Annotated in this window: 26 protein-coding genes; 9 read left to right on the top strand and 17 right to left on the bottom strand. The window is 49.5% G+C overall.

What is annotated here, in order from left to right; all coding sequences use genetic code 11:
- Positions 1-99 precede the first annotated feature (99 nt).
- The gene (locus tag MHH82_RS13550; protein ID WP_340966168.1) at positions 100-1,011 is read right to left on the bottom strand and encodes an NAD(P)/FAD-dependent oxidoreductase; all 912 of its coding nucleotides are present in this window, start codon (positions 1,009-1,011) and stop codon (positions 100-102) included.
- A 278-nt stretch (positions 1,012-1,289) separates the two neighbouring features.
- Here MHH82_RS13550 and MHH82_RS13545 point away from each other — a divergent pair, with 278 nt between their 5' ends.
- The gene (locus MHH82_RS13545) at positions 1,290-2,030 is read left to right on the top strand and encodes a glycosyltransferase (RefSeq protein WP_145035929.1); all 741 of its coding nucleotides are present in this window, start codon (positions 1,290-1,292) and stop codon (positions 2,028-2,030) included.
- Positions 2,027-2,746, top strand: coding sequence for a glycosyltransferase family 2 protein (locus tag MHH82_RS13540; protein ID WP_340966163.1), 720 nt, complete (start codon positions 2,027-2,029; stop codon positions 2,744-2,746). Before MHH82_RS13545 ends, MHH82_RS13540 begins: the two co-directional genes overlap by 4 nt.
- 175 nt (positions 2,747-2,921) lie before the next feature.
- Here MHH82_RS13540 and MHH82_RS13535 read toward each other — a convergent pair whose 3' ends face one another.
- Positions 2,922-3,428: an AraC family transcriptional regulator gene (locus MHH82_RS13535; RefSeq protein WP_340966162.1), complete on the bottom strand. Its 507-nt coding sequence runs from the start codon at positions 3,426-3,428 to the stop codon at positions 2,922-2,924.
- 481 nt (positions 3,429-3,909) lie between these two features.
- Here MHH82_RS13535 and MHH82_RS13530 point away from each other — a divergent pair, with 481 nt between their 5' ends.
- Positions 3,910-4,827 carry an aldo/keto reductase gene (locus MHH82_RS13530; RefSeq protein ID WP_036663464.1) on the top strand — a complete coding sequence of 306 codons (918 nt, stop codon included), beginning with the start codon at positions 3,910-3,912 and terminating at the stop codon, positions 4,825-4,827.
- A gap of 127 nt (positions 4,828-4,954) precedes the next feature.
- On the opposite strand, the gene MHH82_RS13525 is transcribed toward MHH82_RS13530, so the two are convergent.
- The 5 genes from MHH82_RS13525 to nirB form a co-directional block, all read right to left on the bottom strand.
- On the bottom strand, positions 4,955-6,604 hold the full coding sequence (locus MHH82_RS13525) for an FAD-binding dehydrogenase (RefSeq protein WP_145035923.1): 1,650 nt from the start codon (positions 6,602-6,604) through the stop codon (positions 4,955-4,957).
- A 310-nt stretch (positions 6,605-6,914) separates the two neighbouring features.
- Positions 6,915-7,670: a uroporphyrinogen-III C-methyltransferase gene (gene cobA, locus MHH82_RS13520; RefSeq protein ID WP_015734885.1), complete on the bottom strand. Its 756-nt coding sequence runs from the start codon at positions 7,668-7,670 to the stop codon at positions 6,915-6,917.
- A gap of 8 nt (positions 7,671-7,678) precedes the next feature.
- Positions 7,679-8,146 (bottom strand): formate/nitrite transporter family protein, encoded by a 468-nt coding sequence (locus tag MHH82_RS13515; protein ID WP_145035919.1) that lies wholly within the window; start codon positions 8,144-8,146, stop codon positions 7,679-7,681.
- Positions 8,147-8,229: 83 nt separating this feature from the next.
- Positions 8,230-8,550 (bottom strand): nitrite reductase small subunit NirD, encoded by a 321-nt coding sequence (nirD, locus tag MHH82_RS13510; RefSeq protein ID WP_015734883.1) that lies wholly within the window; start codon positions 8,548-8,550, stop codon positions 8,230-8,232.
- A gap of 13 nt (positions 8,551-8,563) precedes the next feature.
- Positions 8,564-10,996: a nitrite reductase large subunit NirB gene (nirB, locus tag MHH82_RS13505; RefSeq protein WP_145035917.1), complete on the bottom strand. Its 2,433-nt coding sequence runs from the start codon at positions 10,994-10,996 to the stop codon at positions 8,564-8,566.
- 351 nt (positions 10,997-11,347) lie between these two features.
- Here nirB and MHH82_RS13500 point away from each other — a divergent pair, with 351 nt between their 5' ends.
- Positions 11,348-11,971, top strand: a complete 624-nt coding sequence (locus MHH82_RS13500; protein WP_015734881.1) for an ANTAR domain-containing response regulator — start codon at positions 11,348-11,350, stop codon at positions 11,969-11,971.
- On the top strand, positions 11,968-13,032 hold the full coding sequence (locus MHH82_RS13495) for an anthranilate phosphoribosyltransferase (protein ID WP_251494967.1): 1,065 nt from the start codon (positions 11,968-11,970) through the stop codon (positions 13,030-13,032). Before MHH82_RS13500 ends, MHH82_RS13495 begins: the two co-directional genes overlap by 4 nt.
- A gap of 56 nt (positions 13,033-13,088) precedes the next feature.
- Here the strand turns inward: MHH82_RS13495 and MHH82_RS13490 are convergent, their stop codons facing one another.
- The 7 genes from MHH82_RS13490 to MHH82_RS13460 all read right to left on the bottom strand — a co-directional run bounded on the left by MHH82_RS13490 (position 13,089) and on the right by MHH82_RS13460 (position 18,511).
- On the bottom strand, positions 13,089-13,205 hold the full coding sequence (locus MHH82_RS13490) for a hypothetical protein (RefSeq protein ID WP_009593567.1): 117 nt from the start codon (positions 13,203-13,205) through the stop codon (positions 13,089-13,091).
- A 123-nt stretch (positions 13,206-13,328) separates the two neighbouring features.
- The gene (locus MHH82_RS13485; RefSeq protein WP_340966154.1) at positions 13,329-14,111 is read right to left on the bottom strand and encodes a hypothetical protein; all 783 of its coding nucleotides are present in this window, start codon (positions 14,109-14,111) and stop codon (positions 13,329-13,331) included.
- A 112-nt stretch (positions 14,112-14,223) separates the two neighbouring features.
- Positions 14,224-15,189 carry a hypothetical protein gene (locus tag MHH82_RS13480; protein WP_251494961.1) on the bottom strand — a complete coding sequence of 322 codons (966 nt, stop codon included), beginning with the start codon at positions 15,187-15,189 and terminating at the stop codon, positions 14,224-14,226.
- Positions 15,150-15,731 carry an RNA polymerase sigma factor gene (locus tag MHH82_RS13475; protein ID WP_036663473.1) on the bottom strand — a complete coding sequence of 194 codons (582 nt, stop codon included), beginning with the start codon at positions 15,729-15,731 and terminating at the stop codon, positions 15,150-15,152. The genes MHH82_RS13480 and MHH82_RS13475 overlap by 40 nt, the downstream gene beginning before the upstream one ends.
- 171 nt (positions 15,732-15,902) lie before the next feature.
- Positions 15,903-16,439, bottom strand: coding sequence for a GNAT family N-acetyltransferase (locus MHH82_RS13470; RefSeq protein WP_251494955.1), 537 nt, complete (start codon positions 16,437-16,439; stop codon positions 15,903-15,905).
- A gap of 15 nt (positions 16,440-16,454) precedes the next feature.
- Positions 16,455-17,438: a phosphotransferase gene (locus MHH82_RS13465; protein ID WP_340966150.1), complete on the bottom strand. Its 984-nt coding sequence runs from the start codon at positions 17,436-17,438 to the stop codon at positions 16,455-16,457.
- 218 nt (positions 17,439-17,656) lie between these two features.
- Entirely contained in the window at positions 17,657-18,511 is an 855-nt protein-coding gene (locus tag MHH82_RS13460; protein ID WP_340966148.1) for a manganese catalase family protein, read from the bottom strand.
- Positions 18,512-18,707: 196 nt separating this feature from the next.
- On the opposite strand from MHH82_RS13460, the gene MHH82_RS13455 reads away from it, so the two are divergent.
- Positions 18,708-19,214 (top strand): DUF3231 family protein, encoded by a 507-nt coding sequence (locus MHH82_RS13455; RefSeq protein ID WP_015734872.1) that lies wholly within the window; start codon positions 18,708-18,710, stop codon positions 19,212-19,214.
- A gap of 84 nt (positions 19,215-19,298) precedes the next feature.
- Here MHH82_RS13455 and MHH82_RS13450 read toward each other — a convergent pair whose 3' ends face one another.
- Positions 19,299-19,649: a DUF2512 family protein gene (locus MHH82_RS13450; RefSeq protein ID WP_340966145.1), complete on the bottom strand. Its 351-nt coding sequence runs from the start codon at positions 19,647-19,649 to the stop codon at positions 19,299-19,301.
- Positions 19,650-19,714: 65 nt separating this feature from the next.
- Entirely contained in the window at positions 19,715-20,668 is a 954-nt protein-coding gene (locus MHH82_RS13445; RefSeq protein WP_340966143.1) for a DMT family transporter, read from the bottom strand.
- Between the two features lie 128 nt (positions 20,669-20,796).
- Here MHH82_RS13445 and pdxR point away from each other — a divergent pair, with 128 nt between their 5' ends.
- The gene (pdxR, locus tag MHH82_RS13440) at positions 20,797-22,191 is read left to right on the top strand and encodes a MocR-like pyridoxine biosynthesis transcription factor PdxR (protein WP_145035908.1); all 1,395 of its coding nucleotides are present in this window, start codon (positions 20,797-20,799) and stop codon (positions 22,189-22,191) included.
- Between the two features lie 39 nt (positions 22,192-22,230).
- Here the strand turns inward: pdxR and MHH82_RS13435 are convergent, their stop codons facing one another.
- Positions 22,231-22,911, bottom strand: a complete 681-nt coding sequence (locus MHH82_RS13435) for an FMN-dependent NADH-azoreductase (RefSeq protein WP_251494938.1) — start codon at positions 22,909-22,911, stop codon at positions 22,231-22,233.
- 109 nt (positions 22,912-23,020) lie between these two features.
- On the opposite strand from MHH82_RS13435, the gene MHH82_RS13430 reads away from it, so the two are divergent.
- The gene (locus MHH82_RS13430) at positions 23,021-24,397 is read left to right on the top strand and encodes a spore germination protein (protein ID WP_251494935.1); all 1,377 of its coding nucleotides are present in this window, start codon (positions 23,021-23,023) and stop codon (positions 24,395-24,397) included.
- On the top strand, positions 24,390-25,484 hold the full coding sequence (locus MHH82_RS13425) for a GerAB/ArcD/ProY family transporter (protein ID WP_145035904.1): 1,095 nt from the start codon (positions 24,390-24,392) through the stop codon (positions 25,482-25,484). The genes MHH82_RS13430 and MHH82_RS13425 overlap by 8 nt, the downstream gene beginning before the upstream one ends.
- Position 25,485: the final 1 nt, after the last annotated feature.

The following is a 25,485-nucleotide window of genomic DNA, read 5'->3' as shown; positions in this document are numbered from 1 at the left end:
AATCCGGAGTGTAAGAATGATTTAGAATTAAAAAATCCCCTAGGAACGAAAAAACAGGCTTGGATGCTAACCAAAGCCTGCCTCTCGTATACTCACGGATTAACGATTCCATCGTTCGTTAAGCAGCTCGCCGTTGATGGAGGCCGCTGCCATGGCTCCCATCGAAGCGGCCGCAATGGCCTGATACATCTCGGTGGCTGCATCACCGGCGCTGTAGATGCCAGGCACGCTCGTTTTACCGAAGGCATCAATGACCACACTTCCACCTTCATTGATATCGCAGCCTACAGCCGCAGGCAATTCAGAACCAGGGACCAGCTTCGGCGCGAAAAAGATGCCCGTGCACGGAATGACCGCTCCATCCTCCAATACGACTTGCCGCACCATCCCCTCGTTCGATTCAATGCGATGAATCGGGGAGTTGAATAGAGAGACGTCATGATCCTTTAATTCCTGCCGTTGTTCATCCGTCAGTTCATCCGGTCCGTTCGTACAGATGGTATACCGGTCGCTCCACCCTGCGATCACTTTGGCAAAATGCAGCGCCCCCGCCCCCTTGGCAATGACGACGAGCGGTTGATCCCGCAATTCCCATCCATCGCAGTATGGGCAGACGAAGGCACTCTTTCCGTATACATCAGCTAATCCGTTAATATCCAGCGGGCTGTCCTTCTTCCCAACGGCGAACAGCAGCTTTTTACTCCGGTATATCGTTCCCTCTCCCGTGGTAATCCGGAAATCACCGTCGACTCCCTCTGCGGCGGCAGCTGTATTCTCTACGAAGCGGACGGAGGGATAGGCGGTAATCTGTTCTCTTGCTATGCGGCGAAACTCCGATGGGCTTGTGCCGTCTCTCGTAAGAAAACCGTGGGTTTCCCGCGTAACCCTGTTTCGCGGCTTTCCTTCGTCAATCAACACCACGTCTTTCCTCGCTCTTCCCAATACCAGCGCAGCATTCAATCCTGCCGGACCTCCGCCGATAATAACGACATCATGCAATTGCTCCGTCATGCACACCATCACCCTTCTGGATCTTTAATGTCCATAATATAAACGGAAGAAGACATGACTTCTTGTTTATTTCCTCTTTGCCCAAGGAAGAATGCCAAGGACAAATCATATTATGGACTTATGACATCCATTATAGACAAACAAGATCTGTAATGCAATGCCCTCCTGCTATAAAAATTTTAAAAGTTGGTCGAGTCGTAATGCCGTTACCTCTATTTATACTTTACATACTCTATTGTGATATAGAAATTATCCTCATAGATAAGGAGAGTGATGGAATGGCAGCAAGCTTCAACAATTCATCCAAAACGCAAGGCGTATCCATTATTACCTGTACGAATCGCCCTAATTATATTAAAAACTTGTTCCATAATTTCGCTAGACAATCCCATGCCAAGAAAGAGCTCATTATCGTCGTCAACGATAGTACAATCGCCCTCTCTCCTTACCAGCAAATCGCCAACAAGCATCGAAACATACAAATCTACCGCATGCCGGAGCATGTCACTTTGGGTGCGTGCCTAAATTACGCCGTAAGCAAAACGAAATACGGCATCGTTGCCAAATTCGATGATGACGACTATTACGCCCCCCACTATTTGTCGGACAGCCTGAAGTCGTTAAGAAGATCGAACGCTGATATTATAGGGAAACGTGCACATTATATGTATTTACAAGGCTCCAAAACTCTAATTCTACGGTTTCCTAACGATGAAAATCGAACCGTAACCATGCTGCCGGGGGCTACGCTCATATTTAAGAAGAACGTCTTTAACAAAGTACGCTTTCCGAATCAAAACGTCGGTGAAGACGATCTTTTTTGCACAAGAAGTAAAAGCAAGGGCTTCAAAGTCTATTCCGGCAACAAGTATCATTTTACGGCAGTGCGGCGGAAAAATTCATCCGGTCATACATGGATCATTAGCGATCAGGAACTCATGGCCAAGCACCCTAAAGTTCCGAATGTGCGAGATTTCAAAAAATTCGTACAGCGGACGACCGGAGGCAGTCGAGCATGACGCACCGGTCATCATCCCCATCACAGCCTGCCGTATCGATCATCACCTGTACCAAAAGACCGGAATGCCTGCACAATCTGTTGGAGAATTACGCCAGACAGAATTACAGGAACAAAGAGTTAATCGTCATCTTAAATCATAGCAGTCTCAAGCTATCGGAATATCAAATGGCAGCCAAGTCATATCACAACGTCAGAATATATAGCAAACCGGAACGATTATCACTGGGCAGCTGCCTTAATTATGGAGTAAAGGTCTCCCAACACGGCCTCATTGCTAAATTTGACGATGATGACTATTACGCACCTGATTATTTGAACGAAAGCGTCCGTCTCATGATCAAGACTCGGGCTGATATTGTAGGAAAGAGAGCGCACTTCATGCAGCTTGCCGGGCAAAAAGCTCTTCTGCACCGTTACCCTAACATGGCCAATCAATGGGTTCCCCTTGTTCAAGGGGCGACCTTGCTGGTTAAACGGCATGTATTTGATCAAGTAGCGTTCCCGAATCAAAATCGCAGCGAGTGCGTCAAACTTTGTGCTGATTGTATAGCTCGTAACTATAGAATATACTCGGGAAGTCCGTATCATTTCTTAGCGAATCGAAGACGCAACTCCACCAATCACACCTGGATCGTCAGTGACAAGAATCTATTAACTCAACATGTTAAAAAGCTGAACGTAGACAATGCAAAGAAATTCGTGAGTAGAGGCTAAGCCCTGCATGAATCTAAATGTTCCGTATATCGCAGTGAATGCACCGGCGACTCGAGCATTTCCACAGAAACAGCGAGCTCGAGTATGGCGTGTAGTTTGTTTAACTGAATCAGAAGAACGGTTAAGAGCCACTCCATTGGAGCGGCTCTCATTCATCCCTAGCGAATCGAACGTCTCATTTCAAATAAACGCCATAATCCAAGATGACATTCCCCTGCTCATCCGGCGTCATGAAACGGACTGGATGATAACGTTCAAAGAACCACGGGTTCTCGTCCAAGCTCCAGCCTTGTTCGGCGATTTTCGCCATGCATCGTTTATGAGGCTCCATACCGAATAGCTCCCCGTTATCCTTGCCATATAACCAACATATCCCCGCAGCGCCTTCTTCCAGATCCGCATGGTCAAATCCTTCCGGCACTTCGATATGCTTCGGAAAAAGCATACCGATCCAATATTCAAACTGAATCCCGTTCATTCGCATAAGACCATAAGTAGCACCCTCCGATTCCGGCAAACAACCAAGCTGCCCGATCTTTTCGAACCAGCCATTGGCGAACCATTCTTCCCACTGGTCCGCGAAGCTTCCTGCCGCATTTCGATGCTCGTCCGTATACCATTTGCCGATCAAGCGCGCTGACGGGATCTGTTCTTTGTACACCCTGGTTACTTCTGCAGCCATTTTCTTAACCTCCTGGGTTCATCTTTTTGAATTATTACCTAATGAATTCTCGTCAACGCAAGGGAATCCTGCAAGGGAGCAGCCCGGTTTCAACTTTTGGCTTGGATTATGATAGTTGAGAACAGCGGTGTGAAATTGTTCAAATCGGAAGAGACCATTTATACGGAACGAACCATCATCCCGGCCTATGGGATCAGCCGGAGCTGTTCAAGCCGGATCGCTTCGAAAAGTAAAGGCCTTACATTAGGATGCGGTGAATCCAAGGACGCTTCCGAAATCGCATGTGGGATCCAGAACCCACATTGCTGCATGGGAGAGAAAATTAAAGCTTGTACATTGCGCCGTCTGCATGTCACAATACATTAGAGACTGTCAGCATGAACCTATTCATCTAGTCGTTCGCTTACACGTTCTCGGCTGCCCCTGCATTATAGCGCGGCGGCCGTACAATTAACCTATTTTGAATGGGAGGACCGCAATCATGAAAACGATGAAACTAGGAAGCAGTTCACTGGAAGTACCTGTTGTAGCCGTTGGTTGCATGCGCATAAATTCGCTGGAAAAAGCCGAAGCCGAACGTTTCGTGCAATCCGCACTGGAGGAAGGAGCCAACTTCTTCGACCATGCCGACATCTATGGCGGCGGAGCTTGCGAGGAGATTTTTGCAGATGCGATACATATGAATGCGGAAGTCCGGGAGAAAATCATTCTTCAATCCAAATGCGGTATCCGTCAGGGCATGTTCGATTTCTCCAAAGAGCATATCTTGAATTCCGTCGACGGCATCCTCAAAAGACTTCGTACCGAATATCTCGACGTTCTCCTGCTCCACCGTCCGGATGCTTTGGTTGAGCCTGAAGAGGTGGCTGAAGCATTCGATCAGCTCGAAAGCTCCGGGAAAGTGCGTCATTTCGGCGTATCCAACCAGAATCCGATGCAGATCCAGCTCTTGAAAAAAGCAGTGAAGCAGCCGCTCGTAGCCAACCAGCTGCAGCTTAGCATCACGAATACCACCATGATTCAAAGCGGAATCAACGTGAATATGGAGAACGACGCCGCGGTTAACCGCGATGGCAGCGTTCTGGATTTCTGCAGACTGCACGACATTACGATTCAGCCTTGGTCGCCTTTCCAATACGGGTTCTTCGAAGGCGTATTCCTTGGAAGCGACAAGTTCCCTGAGCTTAACCAGAAGATCGATGAAATCGCTGAGAAATATAACGTCACCAATACGACGATTGCCATTGCTTGGCTTCTTCGCCATCCTGCACATATGCAGCCCATCATCGGAACGATGAATATCAACCGTTTGAAAGACTGCATCAAAGCAGGCGAGGTCACGCTGACTCGCGAGGAATGGTACGCCATTTACCGCGCGGCCGGCAACATCCTTCCTTAAGCCATAACTGAAAACGGCCTCCTTTCGACTTCGATGGGAGGCTGTTTCATTATTATGGCTGGGAAGAGGATGACAACGATAAGGGGCCTCTTGCACAATTTTCCAAGGATGGACGACCTCCTGAACTTTACAGTTGTGCAATGCACCGCCCCGCCTGCCTTCCCGTAAACAGGCAGCCACCCAAAAACGTTCCCTCCAATGCACGGTAACCATGAACGCCCCCACCACCAAAGCCGGCCGCTTCCCCAACCGCGTAGAGCCCGGGAACCGGTTCGCCGGATCCACTCAGCACCCTCCCCGATAGATCCGTTTGAAGCCCGCCCAGTGTTTTCCGGCTAAGAATATGCAGGCGCACCGCAATCAATGGACCATGGGCCGGATCAAGAAATTTATGCGGCTTGGCTACGCGCACCAAGCGATCGCCTATATAATTCCTTGCTCCCCGGAGCGCCGTAATCTGCAGATCCTTGGTAAAAGCCTGGTCCATCTCGCGGTCTCTGGCGGCAAGCTGACGCTTCAAATCGTCCAGCTTGACCAGGTCGCTGCCTGCAAGCTTATTCATGCCGTCCACAAGCTCGGGCAGTGAATCGGCGACAACAAAATCCTCGCCGTGATCCAGAAATGCCTGCACAGGGCCAGGAATGCCCGAGCCTGCTCTTCCCAGCACTTTACGGATGCTCTTGCCGGTCAAATCCGGGTTTTGTTCCGAGCCGGACAGGGCAAATTCCTTCTCAATGACCTTTCTGGTCAGAAGAAACCAGGAATAGTCAAAGCCCGTATCCTGAATGGCTTTCAGGGTTCCCAGCGTATCGAAACCCGGGAAATTCGGAGCAGGAAGCCGTTGCCCTTTGGCATCAAGCCATACTGACGATGGACCCGGCAGTATCCGGATGCCGTGCTTGGACCATACCGGGTCCCAGTTCTTAATCCCTTCCGTGTAGTGCCACATCCGGTCTCGATTGACGACCCGCCCGCCGGCTTGCTCCGTTATTCCCAGCATCCGTCCGTCCACATGCGCGGGAACGCCGGAGAGCATCGCTCGTGGAGGCTCGCCTAACCGGGACGGCCAATGCTGCCTGATCAGCTCGTGGTTGGCGCCGATGCCTCCGCTGGAGACAACCACAGCCTCCGCATAATATTCATAGTCGCCAACGACCTCGCGGGAGCTTTCTTCGCCCCGGCGGGCCGAACTCGGTGCAAGTACCGAACCCCTTACTCCAGTGACGGCATTCTCGCGCGTAATCAGCTCATCGACTTGGTGACGCGGACGATAATCAACTACGCCGGAACGGATGGCGTCTCTGACCCTGGACTCAAATGGTTGTACGACACCTGGCCCTGTTCCCCACACAATGTGAAAACGCGGCACGGAATTGCCGTGGCCCTCGGCGAGATATCCGCCGCGTTCCGCCCAGCCAACGACTGGGAAGAACCGAATTCCTAACGAATGCAGCCATGCCCGCTTCTCGCCGGCGGCAAAGTCGACATAGGCCTCGGCCCATTTTCGCCCCCACAGATCCTCGTCCTCCTCCCGATCGAAACCAGCGGCTCCCAGCCAATCCTGCCATGCCAGTTCACGGGAGTCCCGGATCCCCAGTCTTCTCTGCTCAGGCGAATCGACAAGGAATAAACCGCCAAAAGACCACCATGCCTGCCCGCCAATAGAGCTTTCCGGTTCCTGGTCAAGCAGCAGCACCCGCTTGCCGGCCTCGGCCATTTCGGCGGTAGCTACGAGACCCGATAAGCCGGCTCCTACCACGATGACGTCATATTTCATGCGTCTCCCCCGTTCTTTCCCTTTTCTAAAACAAGTAATTTCAACTTCACTCCAGCTTGATCGTTACAGATGGCGTTAACATGATATTCTTTGCTGTGTAAGCGTTTTCCTCTCACGACGGCATAGAATCGGCTATTCTCGAATGCCAGGTCCGTATTATTGTATGCCTTCCCATCCCCGCTAACATGTTCCACAGCAAAATAAAGTGAACCCCAAATCAAGAAGGGTTCACTCCATGGTTAAAAGTATCTTCGTATCGCACTAGCGTAATTGTAGGCTGTGCATACATTTCCTCATATCTGCACAAGGGTTAACCGGTCTTCTCCTGCGCCTCCGCCGCCAGTTTCAGGAGCTGCTCTCTGACCCGCACCACTTCTCCAATGATCAGCAGGGCCGGATTTTTCACGTTCATCCGATGAGAAATCCTGTAGATGGTTCCGAGCGTACCCGTGAAGATTCTCTCTTCCGCCCTGGTTCCCTGCTCGACGATGGCAGCGGGAGTCCACGGCTGCTTGCCATGAGCGATCATCTCTTTACAGATGCCGTCCATTCTGCTGACACCCATGTACACCACAAGCGTATCCACGCTGTGCGCCAGCAAGTCCCACCTCACGCTCTGCTCATTACCATGGCAGCTCGTTCCGCTGACAAAAGCAACCGAGGTACTGGCTCCGCGGTGAGTCAGTGGAATTCCTGCGGACGAGGAAGCGCCCACCGCCGAGGTAACGCCTGGTACGAATTCGAAGGGAATGCCGCGTGCAGCCAATTCGCATGCTTCCTCTCCCCCTCGACCGAAAATCAGCGGGTCGCCTCCCTTGAGTCTGACGACATGATGACCATCAAGGGCAAAGGCCACCATGTTCTCGTTGATCCTTTCCTGCGGAAGAGAATGGCGTCCGGGTGCCTTGCCGCAGTATACAAGCAAAGCATCCTTCTTCGCGTAACTCAACAGCTCATCGTTCACCAGCCGATCGTACATGATGACGTCCGCTTCCTGGATACGCCGGAGGGCTTTCAGTGTGATCAGCTCCGGGTCTCCCGGACCTGCGCCGACGATATACACCATGCCCGGCCTCATCGTCTGTTCTCGACGGAAACTGCCGTCGCCTCCATTATTCTGCGGCCTGAATAGCCGGTCGCCATCCGCGCAACCCCGCGTCTCTTGCCGAATCCATATCGGGCAAAGTACAGCATCTCCCCGGTAAATACCGATCCGCCGATAAAGTTACCTATAAGCACGGGGATTTGATTCCAGAGCCACGCCTTCTTCTGCAGGACGGCTAACGGTAAGAGTGCAAAGCTTCCGGTGACCAACTCTAAGCCCAGCACTACAATGATGACAAAGCCAACCGGAAATAGGAGCGCGCCCGCCATCGGGATATTCGTTTGAGTCGAAGCTGTAAATGCTAGCGTGGTGGCGCATGCCAGGATAGCGCCGGACAGTATGCCGCGAATAAGCATCTGCGAAGTCTTCAGCCGCGCCTTCGCGGCCTCAGCCTCGATCATGTCATGCATCTCCTGATCCGGTTTCACATAATCCATGTCGGTCTACTCCTTCTAATGAAATCAATCCTTAACATTTAAGACAGCCTCAAACATGACAGCGGAATATGACTGACAATGCCTTAAGCTGTACGATCCAGCAAGTAAATCGCGCCGCTTGCCGGATCCACTTCAATCTGATAAGTGTTTACATGACCCGTGTCCGGCTCTTGAACCTGTCCGCTGCACAGATCGATTTTCCAATCATGCAGTGGACAGTGCACTTGCTTCCCGCACACCATACCTTCCGAAAGCTTGCCTCCTTTATGCGGGCACTTGTTTTCGACGGCCAGAATATTCCCGTCCGACAAGCGGAACAGCGCAATTTCCGTTCCCCCGATTTCAATGGTTCTTGATCCCTTAGGATCGATTTCGTTCACATATCCTACATGCAGTTTCGCCATATTGGTTCTCCCCCTATTTCGTCACAGCTTCGGCGTCAGGCAAAGGCACGAAATTTTTACGAAGCCCGCTGTCTGACGTAATCTCCTTCCACGGATCCTTTTGCTTGCTTAAAGCCAGCTTTATTCTGGAAACAAGAGCGGCGCGGTCCTCTTTCTTCTCCAATGCTTTTTTCACATGGTCCAGGCCCACTCGCTCGATCCAAACCGACGTCCGTTCATTCCATTGTGCGTTTTCGCGGTAATATTGGATAAAGGCTCCGGCCCATTCGACCACCTCGTCTTCGGTCTTTACGACGCATAACAATTCCGTGGCCCGGACATGAACGCCTCCATTGCCGCCGACGTGCAATTCCCAGCCGCCATCAATTGCCACAACGCCAAAATCCTTAATGGTGGCTTCCGCGCAGTTCCGAGGACATCCGGAAACCGCCAGTTTCACTTTGGCCGGGGTGCTCAGCCGCTCAAATTCTTTCTCCAAACGCACGCCCATACCTATGGAGTCCTGCGTGCCGAATCTGCAAAACGTGGACCCTACGCAAGTTTTAACCGTACGGAGGGCTTTACCGTAAGCATAACCGGAAGGCATATCCAGCTCCTCCCACATCCTCGGCAGATCCTCCTTCTTGACGCCGAGTAGATCGATCCGCTGTCCGCCCGTAATCTTGACCATCGGCACATCGAATTTTTCTGCAATCTCGGCGATTTTCTTTAGCTCCGAAGGCGACGTCACCCCACCGTATATCCGAGGCACCACGGAATACGTGCCATCCTTCTGAATGTTGGCATGGTACCGCTCGTTCGTGAAACGGGATTCCTTCTCGTCCACGTAGGATTCCGGAAACAGCATGCCGAGATAGTAGTTCAGCGATGGACGGCACTTGGAGCACCCCTCCGGATTGTCCCATCCCAGCACATTCATCACTTCTTTCACGGTACCCAGTCCAAGACGGGTGATCTCGGTGATAATTTCATCTCTCCCCAGCGAAGTACATCCGCATATCCCTTCTTTTACCGGCTCCCCGGCAGCATCCCCGGCGTATAATTGAACGAGTCCCTCGACAAGAGGTTTGCAGCCGCCGCAGGATCCCGAAGCTTTAGTACAAGCTTTAACGGATGCGACGGTATTGCAGTTCTTCGTAAGAATGGCATCTTTGATCGCATCTTTCGATACGCCGTTACAGCCGCAAATGATCTCATCATCCGCCAGCTGAGCCAGCCGCTGCTCCGGTGATACAACGCCTGCATTAGGCGCGAAGCCTAACAGAAGCTCTTTCTCTCTGCCCTTGATGGATTCCCCGCTCTTCATGAGCGAAAACAGCTTCGGTCCATCCCCCGTATCGCCGAACATAACAGCCCCGATGAGCCGGTCTTCGCGGACGACGATTTTTTTGTATACCCCTTCGACCTCATCTTGATATCGCATGGATCTGGTTCCTTCCGGGTCTGCAAAATGACCTGCGGAGAATACATCCACGCCGGATACCTTTAATTTCGTTGACGTGACGGAACCGGCATATCCACTCGTCTCCACACCTGCCAGATGCTTGGCGAGTACCGCTCCTTGTTCGTACAGCGGGGCTACAAGACCATAAGCAATGCCCCGATGCTCGGCGCATTCGCCCACCGCATAGACGCCGGGGACGTTCGTCGCCATATAGTCGTTAACGACGATCCCGCGATTAACCTCGATCCCGGAGGACTGTGCCAAAGAGACGTTTGGCTTGATCCCGACGGCCATCACGATCAGATCGGTCTCGACGCTGCTCCCGTCCGTAAAATGGAGCGCCCTCACCCGCTTCCGACCCGAGATCGATTCCGAATTTTTATTCAGCAAAAAGGTCATTCCTTGTGTTTCGAGTTCACGCTGCAGCATTTTGGCTGCCGTCTCGTCCAATTGCCGTTCCATTAAATAGGGATTCAGGTGAACCACGGATACATCCATGCCCAGATGCAGAAGACCTCGAGCGGCCTCCAGGCCCAAGAGGCCTCCCCCGATGACCACCGCTTTCTTATATTGCTGCGACGTCTTCACCATCGTTTCGCAATCCTGGATGTCCCTAAAGGCGATCACGCCTTCCTTGTCGGCACCCGGCAAAGGCAGCATAAACGGATTGGAGCCGGTCGCAATAATCAAAGCATCATATGGAGCGACAGCTCCTTGCTCGGAGAATACTTTGCGATGCAGCGTGTCGATCCGGTTCACCGTATGTCCTGCATGCAATTGGATCCGGTTCTCCTTGTACCAATCCCAGTCATTAATAATGATTTCCTTCAGATCGGTTCCGCCTGCGAGGACGGATGACAGCATGATCCGATTGTAGTTCGGATGAGGCTCCGCCCCGAATATCGTAATCTCATACGCTTCGGGCGCAAGCTTGATTAAATGCTCGATAGCACGTACTCCTGCCATGCCATTCCCGATCATCACTAACTTCTTTTTTGTCATGGTTCGCTCTCCCTCCGTCTAACACCTTCGATATACTCATCCATCAACAAATCTTAAAAAACCAAAATAGCCTGCATTCGATCCAGTAGAGTTGGCACACTCTTACCGGGAACGAAAACAGGCTTCTTTGCCGCTAATGGGATACAACGTTGTATCCGGGAAGTATAAAGTTCTTGAGGGAAATATACACTACGCATTTGAGTTCTGTCAATATATTTGACACGAAATTAAGAAAATTAATTAATTATCGACATCTACTTGTGATTTATGTTATATAAATTAACATAGTTTCTGTTTTGTGCTAAAGCTTAACCTCTGACAGGATTTCATTTATGAAGGGAGCGTCAATCCATGCGTTCATTGCTGGTTATCCACCATCCGGTCCCTGCTTCAGAGCGAAGTGACACAGCTGCCAAGGCGCTTCTTCCGGAATTTATCCTTCGTTCATACGGCTATAAGATCCACCTTGCTCGCAATGAGAAGCAAGCGTTGGCCGGAATCATGGAGGCTGACGGAACGGTTCTCCATCTTCCGGTTTCCTCGATCAAGCCATGGTGCAGCACCCTTGAACAACAAAAGCGCGTGCCGGTTCTGTGGTGGTGCAGCGATCATGCCGCTTCGCAATCTCTCGAAGCATGTGAAGATGATGTTACAATTGATGGACTTTTATTCCCCTCCATGAAGGAGCACGAGCTGCATTGGACGCTTCATTTTAGTTCAAAGCATTTTTACGAACGTCAACAGTGGCATGACGAAAAAACGCAGCTCCTAGCCCGCATTGAAGAACGAAAATGGATTGATATGGCCAAAGGCATTTTATGCGAAATGAAACAAATTTCGGAATCCGAAGCTTACGATGTCCTGCGCAAACAGGCGATGAATGAAAGAAAAAGAATGGTGGACGTCGCCACCTCGATCGTTAAGCTGTATCAATTGCTGCAAGAGACCGGTTCAGGAGGTGCCAAAAAATCATGATCCACTTATTGAAAGAAGTCGGCCGCGGCAAACGCGGCGCTCGGGACCTGACTTACGAGGAAGCCCTTCAGGCTGCAGCATCGATTCTAGGTGCACAGGCTACTCCTGCGCAGATCGGCGCCTTTTTCATCGCTGAACGCATCAAGATGGAAAGCGTGGAAGAATTGGAAGCATTCGTGAAGGTCAGTCGTGAATATGCGGACCGTTCGTTTTTACATGCGGGTATCGACTGCGCAGGTCCTTATGACGGCAGAAAGTCATCTTTTTTCTCGACGCTAGCCACTGCTTTTGTCCTCGCGGCTGCCGATCTCCCTGTTACACTGCACGGGACTGCATCCCTCCCGCCAAAGTGGGGGATTACCTTGTCGGATATACTCGCGGCGAAAGGAATAACCGGACCGGCATTGGCCAAAGACTCATGCATCCGGGCGGCCAAACGGACGGGCGTATTATATGTAGATGCGGAAGAATGGTGCCCTCCGCTTAAGCAACTTCGCCCGATTCGCGAGGAACTGGGGATGCGGACCGTGCTCAACACGGCGGAAAAGTTTGTCGATTATTCTCATTCCCCATATTTAACCTTTGGTGTTTACCATAATACGGTCTTTGACCGGTTAAGCCGACTGATCATGAAACTCGATTACCGCAAAGCGATCATTATTCAAGGCAGTGAAGGCTCGGATGAACTATTCATTCACCGGCCCACGCGGACATACCGGATCGAGAACGGTAAAGCCAGTCTCCAGATCATCGATCCCGAAGCGTACGGGCTAGATGTGCCGGTTCCAGAGATCAGCTGGACTCCTTCCGAACAAGCTGACGCTACGGCGGAGGTTCTGCTAGGCAAAGGGGACCTCGCATTTATCTACCAGGTGCTGCTGAATGGTGCGGTACGTCTACAATTGGCGGACAAAGTCAGGTCGGTCGAGGAAGGGATTTATACTTGCAAAGCATTGCTGGACTCAGGGAAACCGTGGGAGTTATATAGCAAATGGTTGTCCCTGCTTATAGAATCCACCCCGAAAGGCGATACGGTCTCGCCTATGGGGAGGCATGCATAGCAATGAACGGAAGTAACCCGCACCGGGCAAACGGTGCGGGTTTTTTTCATACCCTATTAAACTCCAAATCCAAATCCGAAAGCAGACAAGATGATGACCAAGAGAATAAAGAGAACCAGCACCGCTCCAACCGATCCGTATCCTCCGCCATTGTAACCGGCAACTTCACCCATGGTTCTAACCTCCTTTATTTTCGGAACACAATATCCTATGCTCGTTATATGAAAGAGCTTAGACGTTAGAGCAAAAATAAAAACATGGGTTTTTGCATCGACCTGGATTTTATGGCAAAGCCTCTATGTTTGAGCAAGCATATTCTTAGCAAAGCGAAGAATATCAGACTTGACGTCTTCGGCCCAAATGCTGTAACGAATCTGTTGCTCCTCATCCACCCAATCCAGGTGATCCCTTCCCTTCAAGTCGGCGGTGTAGACACATTCGACACCGTTAATGACAATGGTCTCCTTGGATTCGTTGGGTTTGTCCTGCGGTACGGGCGTTCCGCCTATTGGCTGTTCGGGAACGATATCACTCGCTACGACTTGAAGCTTTACTTTGCCTTTCTCATAGTTTAGAATCGCAGCGGACGCTTCATTCGCTTTTATGATGTCGGAATACACGAACTTCTCGCCTTTCGCGGCCTTCCCCTTCAATTCCTGGTCCAGCTTCTTGTACAGGCTCGACGTTCTTTCAGGACTCTTTAAGTATACAACCGCGTTCTTGAAAGTGTACCCTTTCGGCAAGGCTGCAGGCTTGGTCAGGGCCGGTGCTTTCATTGCCTTCGATTTGGCCAGATAGTCCGTATACTTGGTGAAAGCAAAACCTTTGGATGTGAAGTAGATTTGATCTGCCCGGTTATATTCCTGGGCGGCAGTATAGTAGGCAATCATCTGACCTGGCTTAAGTCTGTTGATCAAGTCCTTGATTTGATCGTCATATGAAACGATTCCCTTCTCCGGTTTGGCAGACATCGTCTTCGATATCGATACGCTTTCGGTACTGGCTGCGTATGCGTTGACGGATCCGACCATCATCGTGGCTGCGAGAAATAATGCGACTTTCATCTTGTTTTTTATCATGTTACCATTCGTGCTCCTTTCGGCGGCAAAGCCTTTTGAGTTTTATTAACATCTCATATAACACCTTGCCGTCATCAAAAGGGACATTTTGTAAAAAATATTGGATATCCGTTTATTCCGAAACAAGACCGGCTGCAATCTTCGCAAACTCATCCTTGGACAATGGATCCTTTGGGTCATCCGTAATTATATACAGTACCTCTTCGCTGTCGCTTAACCAAGTCAAACTGCGTGAAGGGCTGGATGGACTGGCTGACAAAATCATTTCTTTCCCTTTCACCTTTATTTTTACGGCTTGGTTTGTGGGCACCCCGGCCTTGGAGCCCTTCTCTCGGGCAAAAGCTACCATCTTGATCCGGTTTTCGCCTTTACGATATTCCATTCCTGTAGATGCAATCTGGAACCAAGGAACAATCTTATAGAACAGTCCCTGTTCTTCATCCGACTGCTCCGCCTGCTCTTTGAGTTCATTCAGAAGAGTTTCATACTCCGGTGTACCCCATACGGGCTCGTTCCTAATTTGAATCTGTCCATAATCAAATCGATACCCTTCCGGTACATAATCTGGCTCTAGAAGCACTGGAGCGTTTTTTTCCTCGATTTCTTTTGCGAGTTCCTGATAATTCGAATGCTTAGTCAACATATAAAAATATTTCAGTGGTTGTTCTTTGATGAGTGGAGTCATATGCAGGTCCTTGATATAAAATACCGCCTGTTCTCCCGGCTTTAACCTCTTTCTCAGCTCTTCTTCCGTCTCTTTTACACGTTCGGCGTTATATTCCGATTCGGAATATTTCCATGGCTTGATGGTCGACAGAATGACTTCACCTTCCTTGTTCTTGATCTGTATCAAGTAATGACTTGCGTAAACACTAAGCGACGAAAGAATCAAAATCGCAGTAAGCATTGCAATCATTAAGGTTTTCTTCCGATTGCCGTCATTTCTTCCGTGTTTCTTCCGGTGAATTAGACGCACCTTTTGCATGATGGCGGGGGTCACGTCTACTTCTTCATCCACAGTGTGCAATTCCATGCTTCTCAGAATTCGATCTTGCTCCGGCTGTCCCGAATCTCGCATAACCCCGTCCCCTCCTTCTCCTGGATCAGTTGGATGACTTTAAGTTTCATCCGAGCATATTTTTTCTTAACCGCGCTTAGATTCTTATCCAGAATCTGCGCAATCTCCGTAAATGGTTTATCTTCAAAAACCCTCAACACGAGCAGATTACGCTCCTCTACCGAGAGCTTGGTCATGGCATATTCCAGCGGTTCGCTAAACCATTTGCGCTCCAGCGTCTCTTCCACGCTATCGGCATAACCTGCCGGTTTGACCAGCCGGCTTACTCGCATGCGAACCCGTCGCTTACGAAGAATATTGAGACAATGATGGTATGCAATCTTGTATAACCATGATGAGAATGAAACCTTGGCTTCATAGGTATTAAGCTTGGTAAACGCTTTGATGAAGATATCCTGGACGGCATCCTGCGCATCCTGCTTGCAGCCGAGCATGCGGCAGCAGTATATGTAAATCTGTTTTTTGTACGCTTCGACGATAGGCTCGAAACAATCCACCTCACCAGCCTTAACGCGTCTCACGTACTCCTCGATCGAATCCAATTCGTAGACGCACCTCCGTGAAAATCTTATTTTACGTTTATATAACCCCTCTTCTTCCAAAAAAGGGACACCCGAAACATAAATAAAAAACAACTCATACCTCTAGTATGAATTGTTTTTCCGCCATGTCGATCATTCTTTTGTTTAGAAAACATATATGTGTGTCAGACTTTACACCCGCAATGATACAAACTGAAAGATTAGCATCTCATTGTCGTCCCTCGTTGCAACAAATTCCTGCACGCAAGAGGGCGAAACATAGTTGTGCATCGTCTTTCTCCAGAATGCCTGCGCCCGCTTATTGCGATCGGTGGCATTCGTCTGGACCTCCCAGCTGCCGGCATGCTTACCGAACACTTGCGATGCAGCATTCTCAGCAACATGTTTGCCCCGGAAGGGTTTCATAACAAAAAACTCATTCATGTAAAATTCACTGCCAAAAGTGTATGGCGGGGTTGCTACGAGGGCGAACCCTGCCGGGATACCTTCCACTCGAATCAGATAGGGAAACAAAACCGAGGGCTTCTCCCACCATATATCAAACACTTGATTCTGATCATATAAGGTTCTAGTATCGTTATCCTCAAAGACGCCGTATCGATTCGGCTTCCAGCCCCATATCTCCGATAGATCGTGCAAATATAGCGGATATAGATTGTTAATCATAAATTTGGTGGAAGCATCGGTTAACTCCACGGTAACTTTCATATAGTTTCCTCCATCCTAGACATATTCCAAACTCTTGAAATACTGCATTTTGCTATTTATAAAACCTTCATCAAAGTCGGCAATGCCCTCAAATTCCGAATCACGAAAACATAGACCAAAGAGCCAAAGCTGCCGAATGGCAACAAATACTGGGACAGCAGCAAGATCATTTTCGCTGAGAGATCTGACGCTACAATACCCTCTCAGAAAAGCGTCCCATAATCTTTCCACTTCCTCCGGGTCATGTCTGCTATGTATTTCTCTGGCCAGCCTAAACTCCGCAATATCGTAAGCTCTCCAGCCGTAACCGCATAAATCAAAATCATAATGGGTCAGCTTTCCGTCCTGTGTCCATGCAGCATTCGTATTGCCGTGCAAATCTCCATGGCAAACGCCCCAATCTAAACCTTGAACTTCGAGTTCCGAGATTCGTTTCTTAAGTTCCGTTGCCATGTCACTAAGGTAGTTACAATCGGTTAACCGATGCTCCATATAGGATCTGATGATGGATAAAGGCTGATCTATAAGAAACTCCATATCCAGCCGTTCCCTTGCAAACCGACTTTCAAATTGATCCGCCGCCTTATGCATATAGCCGATGGATTCACCGAACCGGTAACTGTCCGCTGCGGCGTGAATCGGCATCTCTTGCCCTTCCGCATATTGAAATAGAACCCCGTACCGGGTTCCCTCCATGACGTTAAACCCGCTAAGGTACGCGCCGTCTTTTCCCGGAATGGGCTCTGACACGCTGATCCCGTTCGCACGGAGAAACCGCAGCAAATCCAATTCAAACTCGATGTCAGGCCGTCTTCTTCGATCAGCCCTATAGATACGGAAGATATACTTATCAACATCTGTTTCTACTGCGTACGTATCGTTCATCCCCCGCAAGAAATACTGAATTTTCACAACGGAACCGATCTCATAATGGTGTTGGATATGTAACCCTACCGCTTGTTTAGACAGAAGCGAGTAAGTGACAGGAAATAAACTCAATCCAAATCCCTCCTTGTACTCAAGGGTATCATCCTCGACAAACTCTTATATATAAACCGTATGATTATAATTATTTTTTATATAAACCTAGGTAGGTCATAATCACAAAAAGACAATAACTCTCATGACTTCAGACGCATCAGAACTACGCAAAAAAGAAGCAGCCCGATGACTGCCTCTTTTTGTTCAATAACCTGCATATCCGAACGGATGCAGACTTACTGCTTCAAATCGTATAAACCGGGTGCATGCTCGTTGGCCAGCTCCGGCATCTCAGGTAACGGAAAACCCTCCGGCGGTTGAACCACTTGTAATTCCCCGCCGTTTCTGCTAGGTGTTTGACCGCTAAATATTTCGCCGATGCGTGTGTCATCCAGCCTGAAATTGAACTGAGCATTATGGAAGCCCATATCAACGTATTTCTGACATTCCGGGTATTTATGGATGTCATAATTCGGTACAGGAAATATTTTACCCCATTCCACGCCAAGCGTCTCCAAAGCTTTCGCAAAAGCATTTTGATGTGCATTATCCCGCACGATGAGGAAAGCCAACGTTTCGCGGAAGGCCTTGTTCGTGCTCATCTCATAAATCCGTGTTTTTTGAAGCACTCCCGTAGATTCGAGTACGACATTATCGAGCAAATTACCTACCAGATTGCCGTGATCGTACACGTAGTTTCCCGTCCACGGATTTCCGGCGGCGTCCACAGGCAAAGAACTTTGGGCTCCCATAATAAAATGATGCGGATTGGCATATTGGATCGCTTCATTCAGCGGGGCCGCATCCGTGCCGGAATTACCCGCTCCTTCTGCTCCAGCACCGGTAAGCAGCTGGTTGATTGTATGTTGAACCAATTCGACATGGCTGATTTCTTCCAAAAAAACGCCGCGGATCAAGTCTCGGTACTGCGTTGCCTTTCCTCGAAAATTGCTGCTCTGAAAGAAAAACTGCATCATCGTCCGCATTTCGCCGAACCGGCCGCCTAACGTTTCTTGCAGGACTTTGGCAGCTGCGGGATCTGGTTTATCCGGAACGATAAGGTTAATCAGATCCTCTTTGTAAAAATACATGTGGATATCCTCCGCTTCTTCTATATTGTCACGCATCCAGTTTGCGTTGGCCTCTCTTGTTCCATGCGCCTGCACCCGATACAATGATTTCCTGCAAACGCCCGAGACTCCCGTTTTGTTTTTTAGAAAAGAATGAAAAAATAATCTCCTGTACATAATGACTCTGTTTGGATAAATATTAAAGGAGCGAATAAGATTGGGAATTTTAAGCGGTAATCCTAAAAATGAGCCCATGCATTATGGGGAAATATTTAGCGTATGGTCAGCTTCGATGCTGGCAAAAGGCATGGTATCCTGCTACGAGGCTTATTTGAATCACGCGGGAGATAAAGACCTTAAAAAAATTCTTCATGATCTGCTGGATCAGGCGAAACTCGAGATTAAAGAATGCGATGAGCTGCTTACCGACAACGGAATCCCGCCTGCACCGGGGCTTCCCGAAAGACCCTCTGTCAAACTTGAGGATATTCCGGCTGGCGCAAGATTCACGGATCCGGAAATCGCGGCCAAAATCGCAGCGGATACCTCACTCGGACTGGTATCATGCAGCCAAATCATGGGACAATCGATCCGGGAGGATATCGGTGCATTATTCGCTAAATATCATCTCGCCAAGACGGCGCAGGGTGTGCGAATCCTTCAGATGAATAAGGAAAAAGGCTGGCTTATTCCGCCACCACTTCAAATCAAGAGACCCGAGTAAAAATAGCGTTTAAACACAAAAGCACTCTAAGCTGATAAAGCTCAGAGTGCTTTCACTGTTTTTTTGCAAACTATTGGATCATTGCTAAGCCTGCTGCTTCTTGACGGGCTGATGATCACGCAGGAGCCAGATGTGGAAGAAATATTCAAAGATTCCCGCTAACGCCACGATGAGTAGAATCACCGGGAATTCAAGTGTCCAGTTCGCCAATTCGCCAATAAGCCAGAGCATGACAAGCACCAGCCCCGCGTCCGCGAAGGTTGCTACCATATTATTGGTCCTTGGAAGAATCAATAGGTCACCAACCAGATAAGATGCAACGCCTATTCCCAGCGCAGCAATCACGGCTGATGCAAACGTGGCATTTGATAGCCCGACGATGATGGCCGTGATCATCGCACCATGGACTAATAACTTAACCAATAACTTCTCCATCCTGATCACTCCTATCATTGCTATATGATATCCGCTTGTATAATCTATAACCCAATTTTATCCTTTCAAACTTTTCCTTGAAGCGGTTTGGCCGAAGAAGGGCTTTTGGCCTGCTGCCTGCCAATAAGGAACATACCGAGAACGACCAGGATCCCTCCTCCCCATTGCTCCCATCCTGCGGGTTCTTTTAGTATGATGACAGATAACAATAGAGCCGTGAAAGGCATCAAGCCGGAAAAAGCGGCAGCTGTTGAAACATGGCAGCGCTTGATGCCGGCATACCACATGATGAACGCCACGGCCGTCACGATCGGACCATACCATATCAGTGCCAGCCATTCTCGTAACCCGATGGCGGCCAAAGAATTGACAGGATCCTCGAAACCTGCGGGAATCAAGCATAATAGGAAGGCGATCGCCGAGACGAGCGTCGTTTGGACAACAGGATGCATGGCATGGTTTGGGGAAGCCGTTTGCTTCACCGAACCGATACGTGAGAGCAGGTTAAAGCCGGATTCGCTTAGAGCCGCGCAGAGCACCAGCAAGTTCCCGTATATGTGCTGCACCTTGAAAGAAAGGCCGGGCGTGAGCATTCCTTGTAATACGAGGATGCCTCCTACCGTGCTGAGAATGCCTGCCAGCTTGCTGCCGCTAACCGATTCCTTCAGGAGCATGAATGCCAACATCACGGTAAAAGCGGGCGTAGTCCCCGTGAGTATTCCGGCTTCTGCCGTGCTAGTATGAAGAAGGCCATGCAGTAGAAGCATCCGGAACAGAAACATACCCAAGAGCGCCTGAAAAAACAGATACCCCCATTCACCCCATGAAAGCCTGCCAACCGTTCTCCTCAAATCCATCATGCAAAGAGGAAGCATGCATAACAGAGCCAGCAATAAGCTGGCCGCCGTTATGGTAAAAGTTCCTAACTTTCCGTTCAACAGCCACGCCGTGATGACAGAGGTTCCTGCCAGCGTGAAAGCCCCCATTAAATAAAGCATCCCTTTCCATCGTTCCAACATGATCACATCCCCTTGAAATCTCCAATCGATGGCCGCTAATCTATGCTATAATCATAGGAAATTAACTGGTATGATGAAATAGCCAGTTGAACACAAATATAAGCATACCAGTTGGAGGTCGAGCCAACATGTGGGGAATCAAAGTAGATCGGAATAGCGAAGTTTCGCTCAAACGCCAAATTTATTTGGCCATAAGGGATAAGATCGTTCAAGGAAACCTGCCGTCAGGAGAAGCCGTCCCCTCTTCCCGTCAATTGGCCAGGGATCTGAACGTATCTCGTGCCACGGTCAACGAAGCTCTGGACATGCTGAACGTCGAGGGCTATGTGGTCAGCAGGCAAGGAGCGCCGACGCGCGTCGCCCAAGGCATCGTGCTGGATCCTCCGACTGACGCCGCACCACGGTCGCAGAAAAAAGGTCCTCCTGACTTTGCAGCGGATTTTCGCACGGGCCAACCTGAACTGAGGTTATTCCCGCGGTACGCATGGCAGCAGATTTCATCGAAAACCCTTGGCGGCATGAGCTCCGCCCTGCTGGGTTATACGGGTCCCCAGGGCCTGCCGGCGCTGCGCAATGAAATCGCTTTATGGCTATATCGCAGCAAAGGACTCAGCCTGGATGCCCAGGATATATACATAACGGCAGGCGCGACGCATGCGCTCAGCATCCTTGCCGATTTGCTCTTTCGGGACCGTCAGGAGATATGGTTTGAAGATCCTTGCAATATCGAGATGCTGCAGACGTTTATCAATAAAGGGTATCGCATACATCCAGTTCCCGTGGACGAATGCGGCATGCAAACAGATCTGCTGGGCGGCAAATCAAGTGGTCCCGTGTATGTCACCCCCTCCCACCAATTTCCGCTTGGCGGTATCCTGCCGGCCGATCGGCGCGCTGCCCTTATTCGTTACGCCAGAAAGAACGACAGCTATATCATTGAGGACGATTATGACAGCGAGTTCAGATATTACGGGGATTCCGTCTCGCCTTTATATGCCATGGATCCCGATAGGGTGGTCTATGTCGGCACATTCAGCAAGGTTCTATTCCCTGCGCTTCGCATCGGTTACGCGGTGGTTCCCCGTCAGCTTCAACAAAGCTGGGGCCGGTTACGTACCCATACCGATGTGCAGAATCCCCCTTTTGAACAGGCTGCTTTGGCCGAATTTTTACATACCCGGAAATTTGACAGGCATATCGGGAAAATGCGTAAGATTTACGGCGAACGCAGGCAGGTCCTCTTGTCTTCATTACATGAACACTTTGGAGATGAGTGGCGTTCTTGGGGAGATGCAGCCGGTTTGCATCTTGCTGTAGAGTTTCCCGGGGCTGTCTTTGACGAGGCTTTCAGGCAGAGGATCAGGCAAGATCGAATACGCATCACGCCGCTGGATTATCACAGCATTCAAAAAGGTCTCCACACCAACAAGCTGCTGTTTGGCTACGGCCATCTTGAGCCTGGCGAGATCCGTGAAGGAATTATGCTCCTGCATGCTTATTTAGAGGATCACGGATACTTATAAAAAAGGCTGCCATCAGGCAGCCTTGTTCATGATACATTCCTATTCCGCTAATCCACTTCGCATAGGCTCTTTATTCGAAGTCTCCGCCATAGCCAAGGCCTTCGCAGCTGTTTCGGCTTCCTGAAAAGCCTTCTCCAGAATTTGACTTCGATCCAGAATGGCATTCCCTTGTGCCCGGATGATCTGATAATCCATGATCCCCATGAAATTAAACATGGATTTAAGGTACTTATGTGAATATTCCACCTCGGCATACCAGTCATTATTCGTGTAGATGGCGTCACTTGCCTGAATGACCAGCAAACGGCGGCCATCGGTTAGCAAGCCTTCCGAACCGTTCTCCGTGTACCGAAATGTCTCCCGCGCGATGAGGATGTTGTCGATATAATCCTTAAGCTTGGACGGAACGTTGAAATTGTGCAATGGCATGGCTATGACATACTTTTTTGCATCCTTAAACTGCTTCAGGATGACGGACATCCGATCCGTGATCTGCTGCTCCTCTTCGTTAAGCGGCTCCTCTCTTCCCTGTTTGCTCCATGCCTCAAGAACCCTGTAGTCAATCGCAGGTATAGGATCGCGGTATAAATCCACCTGTTCGATTATCCCTGCTGGATTCCATTTCGTGTACGCCCCTACAAAATGCTGAAGCACCTGTAAACTGACAGAGGCGGCTGCTTCCACCTTCGGATGAGCATTAATAATGAGCATTTTTTCCATTCAATTTCTCTCCTTTTTCGTCTATTCCAACATATAGACAAATAAGGCAATGCGATTGTGACATCAGCCGGCCGTACTTTTCATGCATAAAGCAGGGGCTGCAATGGAAATGATATCTAACATTAAGTATGGCGGGGGAGCGGATGCAGATATGAACCTCAATGAAAGCCTGGCTGAATATTTCAAAGCGAATGCCGATTATTTCAATGTTGAAATTCGATTGCTGCAATATCGTGTCCAGGTGATCGGGTTGGATTCATTAGTGGATATTCCCCAGAGCATCGCATCGCTTCAAACCCAAACCTCGAATCTAACCGAAATTGCCCTGGCGCCCGCTGATCTGCTTAAAATCGTGGGCGAGCTTGTTGAACCGAAATTGGAAGTGGTTGTACCCGACATCATGAAGGGCCACCTGATCATTCTGGAACCCGCGTCCGGAGCCTGCAGCGCCGTTCTTCCGATATCGAAAACTGTCACCCGATCCGTCACATCTCCCGAAACCGAGAATACACTTTACGGCTCCAGCAGCGCCTTTCTGGAAGATATCAATACGAACATCGGCATTCTTCGAAAACATTGCACCGGATCCTCCTTGCAGGTGGAAACGTACACCGTCGGGAAGAGTCATCCCAAATCCTTATTGTTAATTTATCAGAAAGACAAGATCAAACCACGTTTATTACAATCCATTCAAGCAAAAATAAAAGCGGAAATGGATCAGGATGTTCATCATATCCAGCAGCTCGAAAAGATGCTGGGCGTAAACACGTGGTCGCTCGTAACCAACTTCAACATGACGGAACTTCCGCAGAACGCAGCCCACTCCCTTCAGCAGGGCAAGGCCGTGTTAATGCTTGACCGTTATCCGTTCGCAATCATTATCCCCAGCCTTGTCATGGATATGTTCTGCATGAAGGACGATCATAATTCCCCCCTCCCCTTCATGTACCTGATCCGAATCTTGAGAGTCGTCGGCGTCTTGATCGCGACGATTATTCCCGGACTCTATGTTGCTCTGGTATCCGTCAATCCCGAGGTTCTTCGGCTTCAACTGGCCCTCTCGATAGCTAATAGCCGGCAAGAAGTCCCTTATCCCGCCTTTGTCGAGACGCTGCTGCTCCTTATCGTTCTGGAGCTTATCCTGGAAGCTAGCGTCCGTCTGCCTAAAAGCGTGGGTCCTACCATTACGATGGTAGGCGGTATCATACTTGGCCAAGCTGCCGTATCCGCCAAACTCGTCAGCAACCTGTTGATTATTGTGCTGGCGGGTACAACCATTGCTTCTTCTACGGTGGTGGGATTCCAAAACTCCGTATCCGTGCGAGTGTTCAAGTATATGCTGATCATACTGTCCGCCATCTACGGCATGCTGGGATTGCTTGCTGGAATCGTTGTCATCTGTGCGTATATGGGTCATCAGAAAAGTATGGGGATTCCCTACCTGTCTTTACCTACATTGAATCAGAAGGATGAGCGAAATGGATAAGAACGGTTATCAAGCAACCATCCTGTACGTGGTTTGTCATATGGGGCTTATTTTTTTTCTCTATCCCTCCGATATGTTCTCCGGCATGGACATGGGGCACTGGATCGGAATCTCGATCAGCTATGCACTGCATGCGGCTGCCCTTTATATGTACATTAAAGGTCTGAAATGGGCCGCACAGAGGAACGTCGTGGATATGTTCCGCAGCACCGGCAAATATCTCGCGTGGATTTTATTGCTTCCTGCTTTCTTTTATTTCGGTATCGCTATCATCGTAACACTAAGGGCCTATTCAGAGATGTTAACCTTGGTCTTTTTATCGAGCACGCCGCTGTGGGCGGTCCAGCTGCTATTGATTGCCATTGGTTTACTCATGGCGTGGCAAGGAATGCCCAGCATGGCGCGAACCAGCGTCCTGTTGGTTGTTTTGTTCATGTTCCCCATTTTGTTTGTTCTCTGCCTAGGCTTTCAAAATGTGGATTGGTACTACTTGCTGCCGCTCATTGACCGCGAGCAATCCTTGCATTTCATCGCCAAGCCCGATTTTCTGGTCAGTTTATTCGTTTACGCAGGCGGCTCCTTTTTCCTGGGATTGCTGCCGCCTTCCATACATATCAGTCTCAAGAAAATGATGCTGGGCTGCCTTCTGCTGCTGCCCATGTTCTTCTTATCGGTCTATTTGCCGCTTCTGACCTTTGGTCAATCCACCGCCGAGTTATACCAATTTCCTATGCTGATGACCATAGACACCGTGAATATCACCTGGCTTTTGTTTGATCGGATCACGATTTTCTTCTTGTTAAGTCTGATGGCATTTGCGCTGCTGTACTTGGGAGTTACCTTATGGGTTCTTGCGACGCTAGCCCAGAAGGCCGTCCCGAACGTCCCCAGCGTCTATCTGTTGATTGCTTTGACCGCTGGTCTGTTTGCCATATCCTTGGCCATCCCCAACTGGAATTCCCTCAAGAATCTACAGGTGTGGATTATTCCTTTGCGAATGTATATTTTCCTGGTGCTTCCGCTGATCACGTTCCTTATCGGATGGCGGCACAAGCACAAAGCAAACCGTGCAACGGAGGTAACCTGAA

This window comes from Bacillus sp. FSL K6-6540 (assembly GCF_038007545.1).
This window is presented reverse-complemented; position numbering and strand designations above follow the sequence as displayed.